This is a genomic window from Thalassobaculum fulvum (assembly GCF_014652915.1).
Taxonomy (GTDB): domain Bacteria; phylum Pseudomonadota; class Alphaproteobacteria; order Thalassobaculales; family Thalassobaculaceae; genus Thalassobaculum_A; species Thalassobaculum_A fulvum.
This window is the reverse complement of the sequence record NZ_BMZS01000001.1, coordinates 588,252-608,316: the sequence shown is the minus strand read 5'-3', so window position 1 is coordinate 608,316 and position 20,065 is coordinate 588,252. Positions and strand designations below refer to the sequence as shown.

General features: G+C 70.4%; 17 protein-coding genes. 10 read left to right on the top strand and 7 right to left on the bottom strand.

The window, feature by feature from the left end:
* The first annotated feature begins 208 nt into the window (after positions 1-208).
* Both IE246_RS02655 and IE246_RS02650 read left to right on the top strand, forming a co-directional pair.
* Positions 209-1,444, top strand: coding sequence for a pyridoxal-phosphate-dependent aminotransferase family protein (locus IE246_RS02655; RefSeq protein ID WP_189987352.1), 1,236 nt, complete (start codon positions 209-211; stop codon positions 1,442-1,444).
* A gap of 158 nt (positions 1,445-1,602) precedes the next feature.
* Entirely contained in the window at positions 1,603-2,505 is a 903-nt protein-coding gene (locus IE246_RS02650; RefSeq protein WP_189987351.1) for a nitrilase-related carbon-nitrogen hydrolase, read from the top strand.
* A 34-nt stretch (positions 2,506-2,539) separates the two neighbouring features.
* On the opposite strand, the gene IE246_RS02645 is transcribed toward IE246_RS02650, so the two are convergent.
* Together IE246_RS02645 and IE246_RS02640 are read right to left on the bottom strand one after the other, a co-directional pair.
* Entirely contained in the window at positions 2,540-3,634 is a 1,095-nt protein-coding gene (locus tag IE246_RS02645; protein ID WP_189987350.1) for an AAA family ATPase, read from the bottom strand.
* 15 nt (positions 3,635-3,649) lie between these two features.
* A complete protein-coding gene (locus IE246_RS02640; RefSeq protein ID WP_189987349.1) occupies positions 3,650-4,141 on the bottom strand; it encodes a Ycf46 family AAA ATPase in 492 nt (163 codons plus the stop codon).
* A gap of 230 nt (positions 4,142-4,371) precedes the next feature.
* On the opposite strand from IE246_RS02640, the gene IE246_RS02635 reads away from it, so the two are divergent.
* On the top strand, positions 4,372-6,972 hold the full coding sequence (locus IE246_RS02635) for an HD domain-containing phosphohydrolase (protein ID WP_189987348.1): 2,601 nt from the start codon (positions 4,372-4,374) through the stop codon (positions 6,970-6,972).
* A gap of 12 nt (positions 6,973-6,984) precedes the next feature.
* On the opposite strand, the gene IE246_RS02630 is transcribed toward IE246_RS02635, so the two are convergent.
* The 3 genes from IE246_RS02630 to IE246_RS02620 form a co-directional block, all read right to left on the bottom strand.
* Positions 6,985-7,470 (bottom strand): PilZ domain-containing protein, encoded by a 486-nt coding sequence (locus IE246_RS02630; RefSeq protein WP_189987347.1) that lies wholly within the window; start codon positions 7,468-7,470, stop codon positions 6,985-6,987.
* Positions 7,471-7,813: 343 nt separating this feature from the next.
* Positions 7,814-8,257: a GlcG/HbpS family heme-binding protein gene (locus IE246_RS02625; RefSeq protein WP_189987346.1), complete on the bottom strand. Its 444-nt coding sequence runs from the start codon at positions 8,255-8,257 to the stop codon at positions 7,814-7,816.
* A 171-nt stretch (positions 8,258-8,428) separates the two neighbouring features.
* Positions 8,429-10,780, bottom strand: coding sequence for a mechanosensitive ion channel domain-containing protein (locus IE246_RS02620; protein WP_189987345.1), 2,352 nt, complete (start codon positions 10,778-10,780; stop codon positions 8,429-8,431).
* 163 nt (positions 10,781-10,943) lie between these two features.
* On the opposite strand from IE246_RS02620, the gene IE246_RS02615 reads away from it, so the two are divergent.
* The 7 genes from IE246_RS02615 to IE246_RS02585 all read left to right on the top strand — a co-directional run bounded on the left by IE246_RS02615 (position 10,944) and on the right by IE246_RS02585 (position 17,472).
* Entirely contained in the window at positions 10,944-11,414 is a 471-nt protein-coding gene (locus IE246_RS02615; protein WP_189987344.1) for a GFA family protein, read from the top strand.
* Positions 11,415-11,439: 25 nt separating this feature from the next.
* Entirely contained in the window at positions 11,440-12,330 is an 891-nt protein-coding gene (locus IE246_RS02610) for an MBL fold metallo-hydrolase (RefSeq protein ID WP_189987343.1), read from the top strand.
* A gap of 27 nt (positions 12,331-12,357) precedes the next feature.
* On the top strand, positions 12,358-13,326 hold the full coding sequence (locus IE246_RS02605; protein WP_189987342.1) for a magnesium transporter CorA family protein: 969 nt from the start codon (positions 12,358-12,360) through the stop codon (positions 13,324-13,326).
* Positions 13,327-13,353: 27 nt separating this feature from the next.
* Positions 13,354-14,232: an alpha/beta fold hydrolase gene (locus IE246_RS02600; protein WP_229836258.1), complete on the top strand. Its 879-nt coding sequence runs from the start codon at positions 13,354-13,356 to the stop codon at positions 14,230-14,232.
* A 4-nt stretch (positions 14,233-14,236) separates the two neighbouring features.
* Positions 14,237-15,355, top strand: a complete 1,119-nt coding sequence (locus tag IE246_RS02595; RefSeq protein WP_189987341.1) for a 2-methylaconitate cis-trans isomerase PrpF family protein — start codon at positions 14,237-14,239, stop codon at positions 15,353-15,355.
* A gap of 241 nt (positions 15,356-15,596) precedes the next feature.
* Complete coding sequence (locus IE246_RS02590) at positions 15,597-16,781, top strand: Gfo/Idh/MocA family protein (protein ID WP_189987340.1); 1,185 nt, start codon at positions 15,597-15,599, stop codon at positions 16,779-16,781.
* Between the two features lie 229 nt (positions 16,782-17,010).
* The gene (locus tag IE246_RS02585) at positions 17,011-17,472 is read left to right on the top strand and encodes a VOC family protein (protein WP_189987339.1); all 462 of its coding nucleotides are present in this window, start codon (positions 17,011-17,013) and stop codon (positions 17,470-17,472) included.
* Between the two features lie 168 nt (positions 17,473-17,640).
* Here the strand turns inward: IE246_RS02585 and IE246_RS02580 are convergent, their stop codons facing one another.
* Positions 17,641-18,912, bottom strand: a complete 1,272-nt coding sequence (locus IE246_RS02580; protein ID WP_189987338.1) for an amidohydrolase family protein — start codon at positions 18,910-18,912, stop codon at positions 17,641-17,643.
* 22 nt (positions 18,913-18,934) lie between these two features.
* Complete coding sequence (locus IE246_RS02575) at positions 18,935-19,879, bottom strand: ABC transporter permease (protein ID WP_189987337.1); 945 nt, start codon at positions 19,877-19,879, stop codon at positions 18,935-18,937.
* Positions 19,880-20,065 lie beyond the last annotated feature (186 nt).

The following is a 20,065-nucleotide window of genomic DNA, read 5'->3' as shown; positions in this document are numbered from 1 at the left end:
CCCAATCTAGCCCCGACTCCGGTCGCAGGCGACGCCCTGCAATCCTGACGCTGACGGGCGGCGCGTTCTGCACTATGTTCCGGTCCGCGACGGTGGGTCGAGCCCGCGACGAGGCGGGCTGGACCGGCCGTCGCCCCGTGCGCCGGACCGCCGTCCGCGGCACCGGCCCGGGTCCCCCCGTCTCACGTGTCACCCCATGGAGCCGCCGATGGCGCCCGATTCGATCGGTCACAGCAACCGCCCGCTCAAGCGCGGGCGCAAGTTCCTGAACACCCCCGGCCCGACCAACGTGCCGCCGCGCGTGCTGAACGCCATGCACCGCGACACCATGGACCTGAACGATCCGGAATTCCTGGACGCCGCCGCCGAGAGCTTCATCGGCCTGAAGCGGGTGTTCCGGACCGACGGCGAGGTGTTCAACTACATCTCGAACGGCCACGGCGCCTGGGAGGCGGCCCTGGTCAACATCCTGAACCCGGGCGACCTGGTGCTGGTGCCGGAGACCGGGCACTTCTCGTCGAGCTGGTCGAACATGGCCGAGGCGCTCGGCGTGCAGATCCAGAGCCTCCCCGGCGACTGGCGCCGGGCCCACGACCCGGAGACCATCGGCCAGGCGCTGGCCGACGACACCGAGCGCAGGATCAAGGCGGTGCTGGTGGTGCACACCGACACCGCGACCGGCACCACCACCGACGTCAAGGCGGTGCGTGAGGCGATGGACCGCGCCGGCCACCCGGCGCTGCTGGTGGTCGACACCATCGCGTCGCTCGGCACCACCGAGTTCCGGATGGACGACTGGGGCGTCGACGTCACCATCGCGGCCTCTCAGAAGGGCCTGATGATGGCCCCCGGCCTCGGCTTCGTCGCCGCCAACGAGAAGGCGATCGCCGCCCACAGGGCGACCGCCCGCGAGCGGCGCTACTGGGACTGGACCCCGCGCATGGGCGCCGCCGGCTACCGGGCGTTCTGCGGCACCGCCCCGCAGCTGATGATCTTCGGCCTGCGCGAGGGCCTGGCCGCGCTGTTCGAGGAAGGCCTGGAGCGGGTGTTCGAGCGCCATCGGGTGCTCGCCGAAGCGACCTGGAAGGCGATCGACGTCTGGGCCCAGGCCGGCGCCCTGGAGATCAACGCCCTGGTCCCGGCCGAGCGGTCGGCGGGCGTCACCACGATCCGCACCGCCGACGGGGTCGACGGCGACCGGATCCGCGAGGTGGCGCGCGACGAGATGCTGGCCGGCATCGGCGGCGGCCTCGGCGTGTTCGGCGGCAAGGCGTTCCGGATCGGCCACATGGGCGACATGAACGCGCCGATGCTGTACGCCTGCCTGGGCGCGGTCGAGGCGACCCTGAACTACCTCGACGTGCCGCACGCCCCGGGCGGCGTCACCGCCGCGATCCAGCACGTCGCCGAGTACAAGAAGGCCCACAACTCGACCACGTTCTGAGGCCGAGGCCGTGCTAGGGTAGGTCCCGGATCGCCGGTTCCCGGCGTCCGGGATGAGGGTGTGTGGGCTCGTCGCGGCTCTGTTCCGACCTCATCCCGGCCGCAGCGGCGCAGCCGCGGAGAGCCGGGACCTCGCATCGACGCGGAGTTCACGAGCCCATGCCCGCACCCGAAACCGTCGACCTCGCCCTGTGGGCCGTCAACCTGGGCCGGCCGCTGAACGGGCTCGACGCCTGGGCCGCTCGGGTCGACGCCAAGATGGCCGAGGCCGCGGCGGCCGGCGCCCGGCTGCTGGTGATGCCGGAATACGCCGCCGAGCAGTGGCTCGCCTTCAAGCCCGAGGGCCTGACCACCGACCGCGAGATCCGCTGGCTGGCCGACCAGGCGCCGGAGGCGCTGGAACGCCTGAAGCCGCTGCCGGCGAAGCACGGCATCGGGCTGCTGGCCGGCACCATGCCGTGGACCGTCGACGGCCGGCAGCGCAACCGGGCCTGGCTGCTGCTGCCGGACGGAAGGGCGATCCACCAGGACAAGCTGTGCCTGACCCCGGACGAGCAGGACCCGAACACCTGGCTGCTGGAGCCCGGCGACAGCGTGCAGATCGTCGAGTGGGACGGCCTGACCGTCGCCACCCTGGTCTGCCTGGACGTCGAGATGCCGGCGCTGTCCTCGCTGCTGGCGCCGCACCGGCCCGACCTGCTGCTGGTGCCGTCGATGACCCTGCGACGGTCGGGCTACGCCCGGGTGTTCGGCTGTGCCAAGGCCCGGGCGGTGGAACTGATGTGCGCGGTCGCGGTCACCGGCGTGGTCGGCGCCACCCCCGGCACGACGTGGAACCCGACCAACGTGTCGGGCAACGCGGTCTATCTGCCGTGCGAGAAGTCGCTCGGCTACACCGGCGTGCACTCCGAGACGCCGGCGGTCGAGGAGCATTGGGGCGACGGCCCGTTCCTGCTGGCCAGGGACATCCCGGTCGGCGCGATCCGGGCGCTGCGCGATTCCGGCTCGGAGGTCTGGCCGGGGGCCTGGTCGGCGGCGAACATCGCAATCCGATCGGCGTAGCGCACCGGGCCCGGACCCAACGCCGGGCGGCCGCCTACGAGGCGGGTTGCGCATGCGCGGTCGCCCAGCCGCGCAGCGCTGCGATGTCCTTGTCGCGGATCTTCGCCAGTATCGGCATCTCGTCCAGGGCCCGCACGAAGTCCTCGTGCGACAGGTCGGGAGCCTCCCCGTCGAGCGACCGTTCGAAGGCGTACAGCATGGCATCGTCGACCCAGGCGGCGATCTCCGCGCCCGTCATCCCGCCTCGGTCGAGGCCGTCCGACGATCCGGACAGTTCCACCAGGGCGTCGAGATCGAGCGGATCGTCCGCCCGGTCCACGCGCTTCAGGTGGATATCCAGGATCGCACGGCGTTCGTCCTCGTCGGGCAGGTCGACGAAGAAGACTGCGTCGAACCGGCCCTTCCGGACGATCTCCGGCGGGAGATGCAGGATGTCGTTGGCGGTGGCGACGACGAACACCGGGCTGGTCTTCTCCTGCAGCCAGGTCAGGAAGGTGCCCAGAACCCGCAGGGACACGCCGGAATCGCCGACCTGCTGGCCGGGCCGGGACAGCCCCTTCTCGATTTCGTCGATCCACAGGATGCAGGGCGATACCGCCTCCGATACCGCGATCGCGTTCCGCATATGCGCTTCCGAGGCGCCGACCAGCGAATCGAAGATCCGCCCCATGTCGAGGCGAACCAGCGGAAGCCCCCATGCCGCGGCTACGCAGCGCGCCGACCATGACTTGCCGCACCCCGGGACGCCGGTAAGAAGCACGCCCTTCGGGACCGCCAGCCCGAAGCCGGCCCCCGCCCGGCCCAGCGCGTGGCGTCGACGGTGCAGCCAGCCTTTCAGCCGCGCCAGACCGCCGACGTCGTCGAGCGACAGGCCGCCGGTGTCGACGAACTCGAGCAGGCCGGACTTCCGAATGGCCTGCCGCTTCTGACGGAATATCTGCTGCACGTCGGACTCGTCGATCGCCAGATCGTCGACGGTCGCGTAGGCGATGGCGTTCTCCAGCTCGCGCTGGCTCAACCCGACCGCGGCGTCGGCCAGCTGATCGATGAGCGCTTCAGGGTCGTCGGGGACGGCGACCGCCCCCGACCGCGCAGCCCCGTCGATGAAACGGGCGACATAGGCCCGCACCTCCTGGCGTGTCGGCTACGGGTAGTCGATAACGGTGACGTCGTGCTCCAGTTCGTACGGCACGTTCAGGCTGGGCGCCACGATCACGCAGCTTGCCGGCCAGCCCTCCGTCCTGATCTGGCCGACGAACTCGCGCAGGCGCCGTCGATAGACCGGGTTGTTGCTGGCCCGGTCGGACAGGTACGGATACGGGTCGAACAGGACGAAGAGCATGCCGTCCTTCTGGGCATGCCTGTTCTCCATCGTCTGCTCGAATGCCTGCAGGGCGGCGGCCAGGTCGGCCAGCGGCAGGGCATGCCCCTTTTCGCCGGCCTCGACATTGGGGTTGAACACGCCCTTGGCGGTGCTCCACATCAGCACGTGCCGGCCGATCCGCTTGGCGGTCCTGAGAAGCGTCGCGACGACGCGATCTTCCTCGAAGGTATTGACGTGGATCAGCGGCGTCTGCGCTCTCAGCAGACGCTCGAAGTCCCTTTCGAAGGTTGTCTGGCTGCCAGCGTCATCCATCGCCTGGCACCGCTCGCTTCCTGGCCTTCGCCACGACGGCACAGCTTCAAAGGCGCAATATTCACGCCCGACCAGCACACCTGGCGGCCTTTAGCAAAAAAGCACAACAAATCTTGCCCAATTGACCGGCGGTATTCCAAGCTGTTTCTTAGGATACAACCAATGACGTTAACTCGCTGAATGCGATTGTATTCATATCGAGCACCAGCTCGTCTCTTTCCGGAAGCGACATGGCCCTGAACGGCATGGCGAACACGTACTTCATGGAGTTCGCACACAACACCGGACTGATCGTGGCGGTGGTCTTTCTGGACCGTGTGATCGCGAACCGTTCACTCAGCTCGAGAGCCACCATCGCGTCGGGGCTGCTTTTCGGAGGCGCCGCCGTTCTCTCGATGGCGGCCACCATGGCCGTCTGGGAGGGAATTATATTCGACGCGAGAACGGTCATACTGTCGGTCGGCGCTCTGTTCGGCGGCCCCGTCGTCGCAGCGATCTCGGCGACGATCGCCGCCGCCTACCGGTTCCACCTCGGCGGTGCGGGTGCCACGGTCGGTGTGCTGGTCATCGCAACCGCGAGTGCCGCCGGGCTTCTTCTGCGGCACCGGTACGTCCGCGACCTGCTCGCGCTCGACGTCCTGCCCTTGCTGGCCCTCGGACTGGCCGTTCACACCGCTGCGGTTCTCTGGTTCGCCCTCCTGCCGCTCGATTACGTCGAGGATGTACTGAAGGGCCCCGCCTTGGCCTACGTCGGAACCCTCACCCTCGGCACTGTCCTCATGGGCCTCATGCTGCGCGAGATCGAGCGGACCAAGCACTTCGACAGCATCCTCCGCGACAGCCACGAGCGCCTGCAGAACCTGTTCGACACGACCGCGACCGCCCTGCTCGAAGAGGACATCTCCGGCGTCTATCGCGCCATGCGCCGGCTGCGCGAGTCCGGTGTCGAGGACCTGCGCGCGCATCTGGCGCAGTACCCCGCGCTGGTCGACGACCTCGCCGCCGAGGTCAAGGTCCTGCGGTGCAATCCGGCAGCGGTACGGCTGTTCCGTTTCCAGTCCGACGACGACCGAAAGACCCGGATCGATGCATTCTTCGGACCGGGCGCCCGCGAAGCCTTCATCAACGAGCTCTGCGCGATCTGGGACGGCGCCAGTCGAACGGAGCAGGAAGCGATGTTCCGGGCCGAGGACGGGACGGAGCTGGCCGCCTTCGTCGTCGTCCCCCTGCCCCGGACCGAAGAACAGGCGCGGCACGTCGCCGTCAGCATCCTCGACGTGACGGCGCTGCGGTCCACCGAGAGGCAGGTCCTGCAGGAACGCGAGCGCCTGCGGGAGGTGGTCTGGGGCACCGACGTCGGCACCTGGGAATGGAACGTCCAGACCGGACAGACCGTCTTCAACGACCGCTGGGCTGAGATCGTCGGCTACACGCTTGCCGAACTCGAGCCGGTTTCCATCGACACCTGGGAGCGTCTCGCCCACCCGGACGACCTGACGGTCTCCGGCGCGATCCTCGAGGAGGTGTTCGCCGGCAAGCGCGACTTCTACGAGTGCGAGGCGCGCATGCGCCACAAGGACGGCCGATGGATCTGGGTCCTCGACCGCGGCAAGGTCGTGGAGTGGGCACCGGACGGATCGCCGCTCCGGATGTCCGGAACGCATATGGACATCACCGACCGCAAGCAGGCGGAGCTGCGCGCCGACCACCTGGCGTCGGTCCGCGAAGCGTTACTGCGCTGCCACGCCGACATCCTCGCGGCCCGCAGCGAAGCCGAGGTATTCGAGCGCACGGTGGCCACCCTGGTCGAGGCCCGCGGGTATGCGCTGGCCTGGATCGGGGTGCCGGAGGACGGGCCGGACAAGCTGGTGCGCCCGGTCGCCCGGGCCGGGACCCAGTCGTCGTATCTGGACGGTATCGTGGTCCACTGGTCGGACGACGACCTCGGGCGCGGGCCGACCGGCCGCGCGATCCGGTCAGGCGAGATCGAGGTCGCCCACGAGCTGCAGCGCGATGAGAGTTTCGAGCCCTGGCTCGAGCACGCCGAGAACCACTCGCTGTTCTCGTCCGTGGCAGCCCCGATCATGGCGGACGGCCAGGTACTGGCCGCCCTGAACCTCTACAGCTCGATCCCCGCCGTGTTCGACGCGGAAGAGATCGGGCTGATCCAGGAGTTCGCCCAGAACGTCGGCCTCGCGGTGCGGGCACTCCGGCTGCAGGCCGAGCGCGCCCGTCTCCATTCGGAACTGGAGAACGCCGCCCTCGGCGCGGTGACGGCCATCGCGGCGACCATCGAGAAGCGCGACCCCTATACCGCCGGGCATCAGGCGAGCGTCGCCGCCCTGTCCGAGGCGATCGGCAGGAAGCTCGGCTGGGACGCCTTCAAGCTGCAAGGCCTGCGGCTCGGCGCCATGATCCACGACATCGGCAAGGTCGCGGTTCCGTCGGAGATCCTGAACCGGCCAGGCAAGCTGTCCGACGCGGAACTCGCCATCATCAAGTCGCACACGCAGGTCGGCTACGAGATCCTGGAGAGGACGACGTTCCCCTGGCCGATCAAGGAAATGGTCTTGCAGCATCACGAGCGGCTCGACGGCAGCGGCTATCCGCAGGGACTGCGGGAGGGCCGGATCATCGACGAGGCCAAGGTGATCGGGGTCGCCGACGTGGTCGACGCCATCACCTCGCACCGGCCGTACCGTCCCGGTCTCGGGGTCGAGTCCGCGCTGTCCGAGATCGAGCGCGGCCGCGGCACGCTCTACGACCCGGCGATCGCGGACGCCTGCCTGACCCTGTTCCGGGACGACGGCTACTCTCTCGACAAGGCCTGAACCGGCAGCGCGTCACGACAGCCAGACCAGCGCAAGGACCAGGATCACCCCGGTCACCAGCGCGAGCGCGCCGGCGGCACGCACGAGGTACCGCCGCAGCTCCGCCATGCGCTGCTCGCGGTCCAGGCGCTCGATGCGCGCGCGCCACTCCTGCTCGAGTACGGCCAGGACATGTATCAGCCGGTCGAGCGCGGCGTTCGGCAGATCGCCGAACTCGACGCCCACGAGGCGGTTGCCGGGATCGACGCGAACCACCCGCCCCTCGAACCCGATCCGGAACGCCTCGCCGCGCTCGGTCCCGACGATCTGCCCGGTGATCGTCTCGCCCTCCCGCGGCAGGAGCTCGGTGGTCCGGGCGCCGAAGCCGCCGAGGGAGACGTCGACCAGGGTCCAGACCGCCCCGGCGACCTCGACGACCGCAGGAATACCGGCATGCCGCCGGTAGCGACGCCGCTCCTCGGCGAGATCCCTCTCGTTCAGCGGCTCGACTTCCCGCATGCGGTACCCCTCCGCGCAAACCGCCGGCGCCTGCACCCGGTCGGCAGGCCGAGCCGGCAGCCGGTCCCGGCGGCTGGAATACATCCTATCGATGCAGCCCGCCGAGTTCGACCGGCTCGATCTGCCGGAACGGATCTCGTGGTTGGACTGGAACTCTCTTTCTCATGTCCCAACCCGACCCCGGCCACGATATCGCCCCGGGCCCCTGCTGCGAGCGGGTCCGGCGCCCAACGGGGCCTGGTGGCCTGCACCGCGGACGGCCGTACCCCCGACATGATCCCGTCGCTGACCCGGTACCTGAACACGCCGGAGGACTGACCGGCGGACGCCGACCGCCGCCCGGTCAGCCCGGGTCGGCGACCAGCCCGGCCGCCGCGATGCCGGCGATCGCCGCCGCCTCGTCCTGGTCGGAGGTGTCGCCGCTGATGCCGACCGCGCCGACGATCGCGCCGTCCCCGTCGCGGATCAGCACGCCGCCCGGCACCGGCACCAGCGACCCGCGGGCCAGGGTGTTGACGGCGTTGACGAAGTAGGCCTGCTCCTGCGCCCGCTTGAAGATCGCCCGCGAGCCGATGCCCAGCGCGATCGCGCCGTTGGCCTTGCCGACCGCGATCTCCATGCGCATCGGGCTGGCGCCGTCCTGGCGCTCGAACGCCTTCAGATGCCCGGCGGCGTCGAGCACCGCGACGCCGAGCGGCTTGAGGCCGAGCTCGGCCGCCTTGGCGAAGGCGGCGGCGATGATGGTGCGGGCCTCGTCGAGGCTGACGGACGGCTGGGCGATCGGCATGGCGGTCTCCTCCTGGAATCGGGAGGCGGATCCTAGGCGGATCGCGCCGGCTTGGCGACCTTCCGGAACGCGACGGCCGTCGTGCCGGATCGCGCCGGTCGCCCCCGGCCGGGCCGGCGGCTCGGCCGGCGCGGGCGCCCGCGACCCCCCGCGACCCCCCCCCCCGCACCGTCAGCCGTCGCGCTTCTTCTCCTCGTCCTTCGCGGTCTGCTCGGCAGCACTCTGCTCGGCGCGGGCGGCATCCTTCTCCTCGGCCGAGACGGTCTGAACCGGCTCGTGCTCGACCACCGGCGCCGGGCGCTGCAGCGCCGCCGCCGCCTTCTCGGCCTCCAGCAGGATCCGGCCCGGCGGCGCAGTGCCGTCCTTGTCGACGCCGAAGTACAGGGTCTGGTGCGGGAACGGGATCTCGATGCCCTCGGCGTCGAAGCGCTTCTTCAGGCGGCGCAGCATCTCGCGCTTCACGCCCCACTGCAGGACCGGCTTGGTCTTCAGGCGCGCCCGGATGATCACCGCGCTGTCGGCCAGCTCCTGCACCCCGAAGATCTCCACCGGCTCCAGGATCTTCTCGCCGTGCTCGGCGTCCTGGCGCAGCTCCTCCGCGACCTCCTGGATCAGCCGGCTCACATGGTCGGTGTCCTCGCGGTACGCCACCCCGACGTCCAGCAGGGCGTAGGAGAAGTCCTTGGTCATGTTGACGACGCTGGTCACGTCGCCGAACGGCACGGTGTGCACCGAGCCCTCGACGTCGCGCAGCCGCAGGGTCCGGATCGAGATGTCCTCGACCACGCCGGTGTGGCCGCCGGCGGTGACCACGTCGCCGACCGAGATGGTGTCCTCGATCAGGATGAACAGGCCGGTGATGATGTCGCGGACCAGCGCCTGGGAGCCGAAGCCGATGGCCAGACCGACGACACCGGCACCGGCCAGCAGCGGCGCGGTGTCGACCCCGATCTCCGACAGCACGATCAGCCCGACGAAGGTGAACAGCGCGATCGAGATCACCCGCCGCAGCAGCGGCAGCAGGGTCTTGGCGCGTCCGCTCGGCTGCCGCGGCGTGCCGTCCGGATAGGTGCTGGACAGCGAGCGCTGGATCGCGCCGCTGGCGAACTCCCAGATGCCGACCCCGACGACCACCACCACGGCGATCACCACGGCGCTCTGCAGCAGCCGTCCGCGCGCCGTCGGGCCGAGTGCCGTGTAGAGGTCGAGCCCCCACGCGCCGAGGGTGACGCCGATCGCGAGTATCAGCAGGATGACGTCGACCGTCCGCGTCAGGATCGGCCGGTACACCCCGGCCCGCTGCCGCAGCCCCGGGAACCGGCGGTTCAGGTCGTCGTCGATCCGGAACAGCCGCTCGATCAGCCGGTGGGCGGCGCGGGCCAGCAGAAAAGCCGCGAAGAACGCGGCCAGCGTGACCAGGGTCGCCCGGACCAGGAACACGAAGCCGTCCTGCTCGCCGGACACGAAGATGCCGAACGCCACCAGCACGTAGAGCATCGCCAGGACGTGCCAGATATCGGCCAGCCGGCGGCGCACCCGGCTGCCCATCTGCTGGCCCCGCGGCCCGCGGATCACCGTCGCGAAGTCGTCGCGGCTCTGCAGGATCAGCACCACCACCAGGATCGCGAACACCAGCGCCGCGGCGGTCTCGATGCCGCGCGCCCCGACCTCGCCGGCTCCGAACGGCACCGCCAGCCGCGACCCGACGAAACCGATCGCGACCACGGTGGTCAGCCGCATCGCCCAGACATACAGGTAGGCGGCGGTCTCGGACTTCAGCGGCAGCAGCCGCAGGTGATCGGCGTAGGGCGCCAGCACGAACCGGGCGGCGACCCCGACGCCGGTCTGGATCGCCCAGGCGATGACCAGCACCAGGGCGCCGTCCTCGATCGCCTGCCGGCCGTTCAGCACCACCAGCATGGCGTAGCCGGACGCGATGGTGGCCGCGACGATGAAGGCCTCGACCAGGGACAGGGCGATCGCCAGGAACACCCGGCTCTGCACGCTCGACGGGTCGGAGTTGCGAAGCTGCCGGATCGGCCGCCGCAGGGCCAGCCCGACGATCCATCGCGCCACGACGACCGCCAGCAGGGTCAGCCCGACCACCGTGCCGACCTCGGTCCAGAACGCCCGGCGCCGCGGGTCCTCGACCTGCTTGGCGATCCAGCCGGGGATCTGGTCGAAGGTGCCCAGCCAGTCGACGAAGCGCTGGAATACCGCACCGACCCGCTCCGTGTGGTTGGCCACCGCATCGCCCAGGTGGGCGCTGACGCTGGCTGCCTTCTCGGCCTCGCGGGCCTTCCGCTGTGCCTCCAGGATGGTCTTCAGGTCCTGGACCAGCTGATCGCGGCGCTGCGGATCCTCCAGGGTCTTGACCAGCTGCTCGAGATCGCCGGCGGTCTTGGCTTCGCCGCCGCTGGCGGCCGGCAGCCCCGGCAGCTGCGCGGCGGCCGGGGCGGCCGCCAGCAGGCCGAGACAGAGGACGGCGAGGCAGAGGAAGCGCAGGGGCGTCGCGGCGGTCATGAAACCTGGATCTCCGGTGACGATGATCGGGCCACACTGCTGGTAGCATTGCCCGGTGGGAATGAGAACCTCGAGGCGGGGATATGGTTCACTACGGGCCGCCCGGCGAACTGGATGAGGCCGGCAAACGGGATGAGGCCGGCAAACTGCAGGAGGACAGGCCGTGCACCTCGAAGGATCATGCCGCTGCGGCGCGGTGACGTTCGGCTGCGACGCCTACGCGCCGGTACCGTACCTGCGGTGCTACTGCTCGATCTGCCGCAAGACCGACGGTGGCGGCGGCTTCGCGATCAACCTCGGCGCCCACGCCGGCAGCCTGACGGTCACCGGCGAGGAGCACGTCGGTGTCTTCAGCGCGACGATCGACGGCCGGCCGAGTTCGGCCGAGCGGCGGTTCTGCCGACACTGCGGATCGGCGCTGTGGGTGTGGGACCCGACCTGGCCGGAACTGGTGCACCCGTTCGCCAGCGCCATCGACACGCCGCTGCCCACACCGCCGCACGTGGTCCACATGATGCTGGCCGACAAGCCGGACTGGGTGCGCGCCGACATCCGCGACGGCGACGTCGTCCACCCGGGCTATCCCGATCTGTCGCTTCGGGATTGGCACGCGGCGCACGGCCTGCTGAGCTAGCGTCGCGAAACCCGGGAGGCATGCGATGCAGAGCGACAGCACCACCGAGGCACCGGTCACCGCCGGCATAAGGCGATCCGCCGGCCGGTCGGTGGCGACCGACGCCGGCGGCTACCGCGTCGTCGCGCTGTGCGACGGGCATGTCGACTTCGACCTGTCCCGGCTGCCTGGCGTCGCGCTGGACGACGCGTTGCCGGTGGCCGCCCCGCGCGGGGTCGACGCCCGCGACCTCGCGGTGTCGGTCAACGCCTTCGCGGTCGTCGGGCCGGACCGGCTGTACCTCGTCGACTCCGGCAACGGCACCATCCGCGGCCCGGGCCTGGGCCACCTGCTGCAGGCGATGGCCGCCGCCGGACTGCGGCCGGAGGACGTCGACGCCGTGCTGATGACGCACATGCACGGCGACCACGTGGCCGGCCTGTACGACGGCGACCGCAGCGTGTTCCCGAACGCCGAGATGATCGTCTCGGAGGCGGAACGGGCGTTCTGGGACGCGCCCGAGCAGCTCAGCGAGCTGCAGCGCGGCCAGCTCGACATGGCCCGCAAGGGCTTCGCGACCCACAGCGGGCGGACCACGATCGCCAATCCCGGCGCGGAAGTGGTGCCGGGGATCACCATGGTCGCGCTGCCGGGCCACACCCCGGGGCATGTCGGCTACCGCATCGACGGGTCCGACCCGCTGCTGATCTGGGGCGACGTCGTGCACCTGCCGGCGCTGCAGATGGCCCGGCCCGACTGGTATTTCGTGTTCGACGTCGACCCGGAGACCGCCGTCGCGACCCGCCGGCGGATCCTGGACGAAGTCGCGACCGACGGCATCCGGGTCACCGGCGCCCATGTGCCGTTTCCCGGCTTCGCCCGGATCGAGCGCGCCGGCGGCGGCTATCTCTACCGCCCGACCGACGAAAGCCTCTGAGATGGCGGCCGGATCCAGGAGCGGGGCATGCTGGACGTCTACGTGAGACAGGACCGACGCCTGAACCGGATCGCGGGCGCCACCGGGATCCCGGCCGGCGCGGTCTGGATCGACATGCTCCGCCCGACCCCGGACGAGGAGACGCTGGTCGAGCAGGCGATCGGCATCGACGTCCCGACCCATGCGGAGATGCAGGAGATCGAGGCCTCGAGCCGGCTCTACCAGGACAACGGCAGCCTGTTCATGACGGCGACGGTGCTCTCGAGGACCGACACCGAGGAACCGGTCGCCCGTCCAATCACCTTCGTGCTGACGCCCGACCGGCTGGTCACCATCCGCTACAGCGAGCCGCGCTCCTTCGAGCTGTTCGCCGCGCGCTGCCAGAAACCCGGCGCCGACGAGGACGCCGCCGGCGTCCTGACCGGCCTGCTGGACGCCGTGATCGACCGCGCCGCCGACACCCTGGAGCGGCTGTCGGTGGAAATGGACGCCCTGTCGGTGAAGGTGTTCCTGCCGCGGGCCGCCCGCCGCCAGAGCGAGATCGAGTACCAGGACGTGCTGCGCGAGATCGGTCGCAAGGGCGAATTGAACGCCAAGATCCAGGAGAGCCTGCTGAGCATCGGCCGGCTCGCCACCTATCTCGGCCAGGCCACGCTGGGCGGCAGGACCGGCAAGGAGGTGCGCGGCCGGATCAAGACCCTCGGCCGCGACGTCACCTCGCTGACCGACCACGCGCATTTCCTGGCCGACCGGGTGACCTTCCTGCTCGACGCCACCCTCGGCATGATCAGCAACGAGCAGAACACCATCATCAAGATCGTCTCGATCGCCACCCTGGTGTTCCTGCCGCCGACGGTGATCGCCTCGATCTACGGCATGAACTTCCACTTCATGCCGGAACTGGACTGGCCCTGGGGCTATCCCTTCGCCCTGTCGCTGATGGCCACCTCGGCCGTCCTCCCGTATCTGGTGTTCCGCCGCATCGGCTGGCTGTAGCCACGCCTTGGCCGCAAGGAGAACCGCGTGACCGGCATCCGCCACTCGTTCCACAAGATCAACGGCTTTCCCATGCACCTGGCCGAGGCCGGCGACGGGCCGCCGCTGCTGCTGCTGCACGGCTGGCCGGAGTTCTGGGCGACCTGGGAGCCGGTGATCGAGCGGCTGTCCGACGGGTTCCGGCTGCTGGCCCCCGACTTCCGCGGCTTCGGCCAGAGCGGCAACCCGGATGCCGGGCGGTCGGACCGGGCCGGTGCCGATGTCCTGGCCGACGACATCGTCGCGCTGATGGACGCCATCGGGCTGGAGCGCGCCGGCTTCGTCGGCCACGACGTCGCCGCCTACGTGCTGCAGCGGATCGGCGTGCGCTACCCGGAGCGCGCCGCCGGGCTGTTCTTCTTCAACTGCCCGACCCACGGGGTCGGCCAGCGCTGGCGCGCGCCCGGCCACATCAACGAGATCTGGTACCAGACCTTCCACCAGATGCCGTTCGCCGCCGACCTCGTCGGGGCCAGCCGCGACAGCTGCCGGGCCTATATCGGCCACTTCCTGAAGCACTGGTGCCACCGCAAGGACGCGTTCGACGACGTGCTGGAGCGTTGGGTCGACAACTTCCTGCGGCCCGGCAACCTGCAGGGCGGCTTCAACTGGTACGTCTCGGCCAATGCCGGCCGGCTGGCCACCATGGCCGGCACCGCGCCGAAGCCGCCGGTGATCGAGGTGCCGTCCCGGGTGCTGTGGGGCCGGCACGACCCGGTGCTGCGCTCTGAATGGGCCGACGTGCTGCCGGAGTATTTCTCGGACGTCGAGATCGGCTTCGCCGAGGGCTCCGGCCACTTCGTGCACGTCGAGGAGCCGGACCTGGCCGCCGCCGAGATCCGCCGCTTCTTCGCGGGAAAGGCCTGACGCCATGAGCCAGCGCGCGATCCCGGCCGTGTTCATGCGCGGCGGCTCCAGCAAGGGCGTGTTCTTCCACGCCCGCGACCTGCCGGCCGACCGGTCCGTCCTCGATCCGATCCTGCTGTCGGTGATCGGCAGCCCGGATCCCTACGGCCGCCAGCTCGACGGCATGGGCGGCGGCATCTCGTCGCTGTCCAAGGCGGTGATCATCGGCCCGCCGACCCGGCCGGACTGCGACGTCGACTACACCTTCGCCCAGGTCTCGGTGGACCGGCCGGTGGTCGACTGGGCCAGCAACTGCGGCAACCTGTCCTCGGCGGTCGGCCCGTTCGCGGTCGACGAGGGCCTGGTCGCGGCCGGCGACGGCGAGGCCCTGGTCCGGATCCACCAGGTGAATACGTCCAAGGTGATCCACGCCCGGTTCCCGGTCGCCGGCGGCAAGGCGGTGGTGACCGGCGACTTCGCGATCGCCGGGGTCGCCGGCACCGGCGCGCGCATCCGGCTCGACTTCCTGGATCCCGGCGGCGCCGGCACCGGCCGGCTGCTGCCGACCGGCAAGCCGCGCGACGTGCTCGACGTGCCCGGCTTCGGCCCGGTACCCGTCAGCATGGTCGACGCCGCCAACCCGATCGTGTTCGTGGCGGCCGGGAATCTCGGGCTGACCGGCGCCGAGCTGCCGGACGCCATCGAGGCCCGCCCGCAGGTCATGGCCGCCCTCGACTGGATCCGCCGGCGGGCCGCGGTCGCCATGGGCATGGCGGCCCGACCCGACGACGCGCCGCTGTCGGTGCCCAAGGTCGCGATGCTGGCGGCCCCGGCGGGCTACACGACGCTCGACGGCCAGACGGTCGGCGCCGTCGCCCAGGACATCGCGGTCCGCATGATCTCGATGGAGCGCGCCCACCGGGCGGTGCCGCTGACCGGGGCGATGTGCCTGGGGGTGGCGGCCCGGCTGCCGGGCACCGTCGCCCACGCGCTCGCCCGCGCTTCCGGCGGCGACGAGGTTCGGGTGGCGAACCCGTCGGGCGTGCTGTCGGTCGGCGCCGAGGTCGAGGACGGCGAGGCGAAGAGCGCGCTGGTGTTCCGCACCGCCCGCCGGCTGATGCAGGGCGAGGTGCTGATCCCGTAACCGTTGCCCGCTGTCCGCACTTCCTGAGTGTCCGTCGCTTCGTGGGTCCCGGAGCCGTCCCGGCATGAGGCCGGGACTCTCCGGGATGACGACAGGAGGGGGGCGGGCACCCACCCATTTTGTCATTCCGGAGAGGGTGCGTCAGCACCCGGCTCCGGAACCCACCCGCCGCTCCGCGACTTGCCCCGCCGGGCTGGGCGGGCGAGGCTCCGGAAAAGCCCAGCAATCGGGGGGAAGTCGAATGCGCCAGAAGACGCGGGTCAGAGCGGGCATCGTCGGGTCGCGGTTCGCCGCTTCGTTCCACTACGCGGCGGTCGAGCGGGTGTACGGAGCCTCGCCGGAGGTGATCGGCGTGCATTCCCGCAGCCGCGACAGCGCCGAGGCGTTCGCCGGGCCGCGCGGCATCGCGGTGTTCGACGACCTCGACGCCCTGCTCGACCAGGTCGACGTGGTGCACGTCTGCACCCCGCCGGTGACCCACGAGGCGATGGCGATCGCGGCGCTGCGGCGCGGGGTCTACCCGATCGTCGAGAAGCCGTTCACCGGCTTCTTCGGCGACGGCAGCGACGGCTTCGACGGCCGGACCTGGCCGAAGCAAGCGGCGCTCGATGCCGCCATGGCCAGCGTGAAGCGGATCCTGGACGCCGAGGCGGAGTCGAATGCCGACGTGCTGTACGCCGAGAACTGGGTGTACATGCCGGCGGTCCAGAAGGAGCGCGAGGTGATCGAGAAGACCGGCGCGCAGATCCTGTGGATGCACGGCGAGCAGGGGCATTCGGGCTCGCACTCGCCGGCCTACGGCCACTGGAAGTTCGCCGGCGGCGGCTCGGCGGTCGGCAAGGGCTGCCACCCGCTGAGCGCGCTGCTGTACCTGAAGCGGGTCGAGGGCAGGGCGCGCGACGGCAGGCCGATCCGCCCGGCCACGGTCAGCGCCCGCATCCACGAACTGACCCGCCTGCCCGGCTACCGCGACGCCGGGCACCTGCGCACCGACTACAACGACATCGAGGACGCGGCGATGCTGCACGTCACCTTCGAGGACGGCACGCTGGCCACCGTGTTCGCCTCGGAGATCGTGATGGGCGGCATCAAGAACCGGCTCGAGGTGATGGCCAACAACCACCGCGCCGTCTGCAACATCAACCCGAACGACACCATGCGGACCTACAACCCCGACGAGGCGGCGTTCGCGGACGTCTACCTGGTCGAGAAGCTCGGCACCAAGCAGGGCTGGGCGCCCGCAGTCCCGGACGAGGACCACACCAACGGCTTCCCGCAGGAGATCGAGGCGTTCTACCGCACCGTCGCCCATGGCGAGCCGGCCGAGAGCGACAGCGGCCTCGCCGCCGACACCATCGCCACGATCTACGCCGGCTACGTCTCGGCCGAGGACGGCGGCCGGGAGACGAAGATCCCGCTGGCTTGAGGGGGACCGGGGCAGAGAGGGGCACGGGCGGCACCATGGATCCCGGAGTCGCCCGCTTCGCGAACGCACCGGGATGACGGATTGGGGTGAACGTCCGCCCCTCCCCCTCCTTCGTCATTCCGGAGCCGCGTAACGGACTCCGGAATCCACCTATCGCACCGGAACTCTCTTGTCGGAGCTCGACAGTCACCTATTTTACAAGATTTATCTTGTAAAATAGGTGACTGTCATGATCGTCCCCATCAGGGGCCTGTACGAGGCCCACCTCACGGTCCGCGACCTGGACCGCTCGATCGCCTTCTACCGCGACGTCCTCGGACTGCCGCTGGCCCATGTCGTGAAGGACCGCAACGTCGCGTTCTTCTGGGTGCCGAAGCCCGACACCGCGATGCTGGGGCTGTGGGGCGTCGGCACGGCGCCGATGTCGATGCGGCTGCACATCGCCTTCAACGTGGCGCTGGAGGACGTCGAGCGGTCGGTCGACGTCCTCAAGGCCGCCGGGCTGACGCCGACCAAGAACGGCCAGGAGCCGATCGACGAGCCGGTGGTACTGAGCTGGATGCCGGCCGCCAGCGTCTACTTCGACGACCCGGACGGCCATTCCCTGGAGTTCATCGCGATGCTGCCGGAGGCGCCGCGCAAGGTGCCGAGCTTCATTCCGCTGTCCGAATGGCGGGCCGGAGCGGCGTGAGGACCGGAGCGGAGCAGCCGTCGGCTCATGGGTCCCGGCTCGCCCGCGCAGGCGCGGCCGTCCGGGATGAGGGCGTCGGAAGACTTTCATCCCCCCTCATCCCGGCCGCAGCGGCGCAGCCGCGGAGAGCCGGGACCCACGGAGCGACGAGCCCCGGGGCCACCGACCTCAGAAGTCCAGGCTGACCGTCTCCTCGGCCCCGCCCAAGGTCAGCACCGGATCGGCCGCCGCCGTGCGGGCGATCACCTTGCCGGCGCGGATCACCGCGAGCCGGACCGGGCGCAGGCGCAGCGCCTCGATCGGGCTGCGGCACTGCAGCAGCACCATGTCGGCCCGGCAACCGGGCGCCAGCCCGTAGCCGTCGAGCCCCAGCGCCTTCGCCCCGTTGACCGTGACGGCATCGAAACAGGCCAGCATTTCCGCGCGTCCGGTCATCTGCCCGACGTGCAGGCCCATGCTCGCGACCTCCAGCATGTCGTGGCTGCCGAGCGGGTACCACGGGTCCATGACGCAGTCGTGGCCGAAGGCGACGTTCACCCCGGCGGCCATCAGCTCCTTCACCCGGGTCATGCCGCGGCGCTTCGGATAGGTGTCGTGGCGGCCCTGCAGGGTGATGTTGATCAGCGGGTTCGGGATGGCGTGCAGCCCGGCCTCGGCGATCAGCGGGATCAGCTTGGAGACGTAGTAGTTGTCCATGGAGTGCATGGAGGTCAGGTGCGAGCCTGCGACCCGGCCGTGCAGGCCGAGCCGCCGGGTCTGATAGGCCAGGCTCTCGACATGGCGCGACAGCGGGTCGTCGCTCTCGTCGCAATGCATGTCGACCCGCAGGCCGCGCTCGGCCGCGATCTCGCACAGCAGCCGCACCGACTCCGCGCCGTCGGCCATGGTGCGCTCGAAATGCGGGATGCCGCCGACCACGTCGACCCCGAGGTCGAGCGCCCGTTCCAGGCTCTCGCGCCCGCCCGGCGTCCGCAGGACCCCGTCCTGCGGAAACGCCACGAGCTGCACGTCGATCCACGGCTTCATCTCGTCGCGCACCTCCAGCAGCGCCTGTACCGCCAGCAGGCTGGGGTCGGAGGTGTCGACATGGCTGCGGATCGCCAGGGTCCCGCGGGCGATCGACCAGCGGCACAGCCGCCGGGCCCGTTGCTTCACGGACTCGGCGGTCAGCTCCGGCTTCAGCTCGCCCCAGAGCGCAATGCCCTCCAGCAGGGTGCCGGATTCGTTGACCCGCGGCAGGCCATAGCTGAGGGTCGAGTCCATGTGGAAGTGCGAGTCGACGAACGGCGCGGTGACCAGCCGACCCTCGGCGTCGATCTCCTCGGCCGCCGACGCCTGAAGGTTCGGCCGCAGCTCGGCGATCCGACCATCCTTCACGCCGATGTCGACCGGCTCGCCGCCGGACGGCAGGACGGCGCGGCGCAGGATCAGGTCGAGCATGGTTGACCTCCCGGAACGATCGTCAGTGCCGCTCGCCGCGGCGGTACGGCACCAGCAGGGCCTTGGGATAGCGCGCCTTGCGGGCCATCACCACCATGGCGGCGATGCTGAGCAGGTAGGGCAGCATCAGGAAGAACTGGTAGGGGATGGCGCCGCCGGCGAACTGCTGGGCCCGGACCTGCAGGGCGTCGAGCCCGGCGAACAGCAGGGCGCCGAGCAGCGCCTTGCCGGGCCGCCACGACGCGAAGATCACCAGGGCGACGCAGATCCACCCCCGGCCGTTGACCATGCCGAAATAGAAGGCGTCGAACGCCGACATGGTCAGGTAGGCGCCGCCGACCGCCATCAGCGCCGAGCCGGCCATCACCGCCCCGCAGCGCACCGCCAGCACGTCGATGCCCTGGGCCTCGACCGCCACCGGGTTCTCGCCCGCCATCCGCACCGCCAGGCCGACCGGCGTGCGGTACAGCACCCAGATCACCGCCGGCACCGCCAGGAAGGTGGCATAGGTCAGCGGCGTGTGGTTCAGGAACGCGTCGCCGACGAACGGCAGGTCGCTCAGCCCCGGCACCTTGATCTGCTGGAACGGCTGGATCTTCGGCGGCGTGGTGCTGGACGGCAGCAGCATCCGGAAGGTGAAGAAGCTGAGCGCCGAGGCGAACATGGTCAGCCCGATGCCGGCGACGTGCTGCGACAGCCCGAGATAGACCGTGAAGCCCGAGTGCATCAGCCCGAAGGCCGCGCCGACGAACGCCGCGAACAGCACCCCGCCCCACAGATCGCCGCCCTGGTAGACCCACATCCAGCCGGCCATGGCGCCGGCGGTCATGATGCCCTCGATGCCGAGGTTCAGCACCCCTGCGCGCTCGCAGATCAGCTCGCCCAGCGTGCCGAGGATCAGCGGGCAGGCGATCCGAATCATCGCCGCCCAGAACCCGGCGGTGAGGAACACCTCGATCAGGTCCACCTGGCAGCCCTCCTCGCACCCGTCGCTGCGTGGGTTCCGGATCCGTTCCGCCTGCGGCGATCCGGTCCGGAATGACGAAAAGTGGGAAGGTCCAAATCCCCTTCTTCTTCGTCATTCCGGACGGTCTCGCGCCAGCGCGACCGATCCGGGACCCACCCGCCGCTCCGATGCATCCCCCGCCGCCTC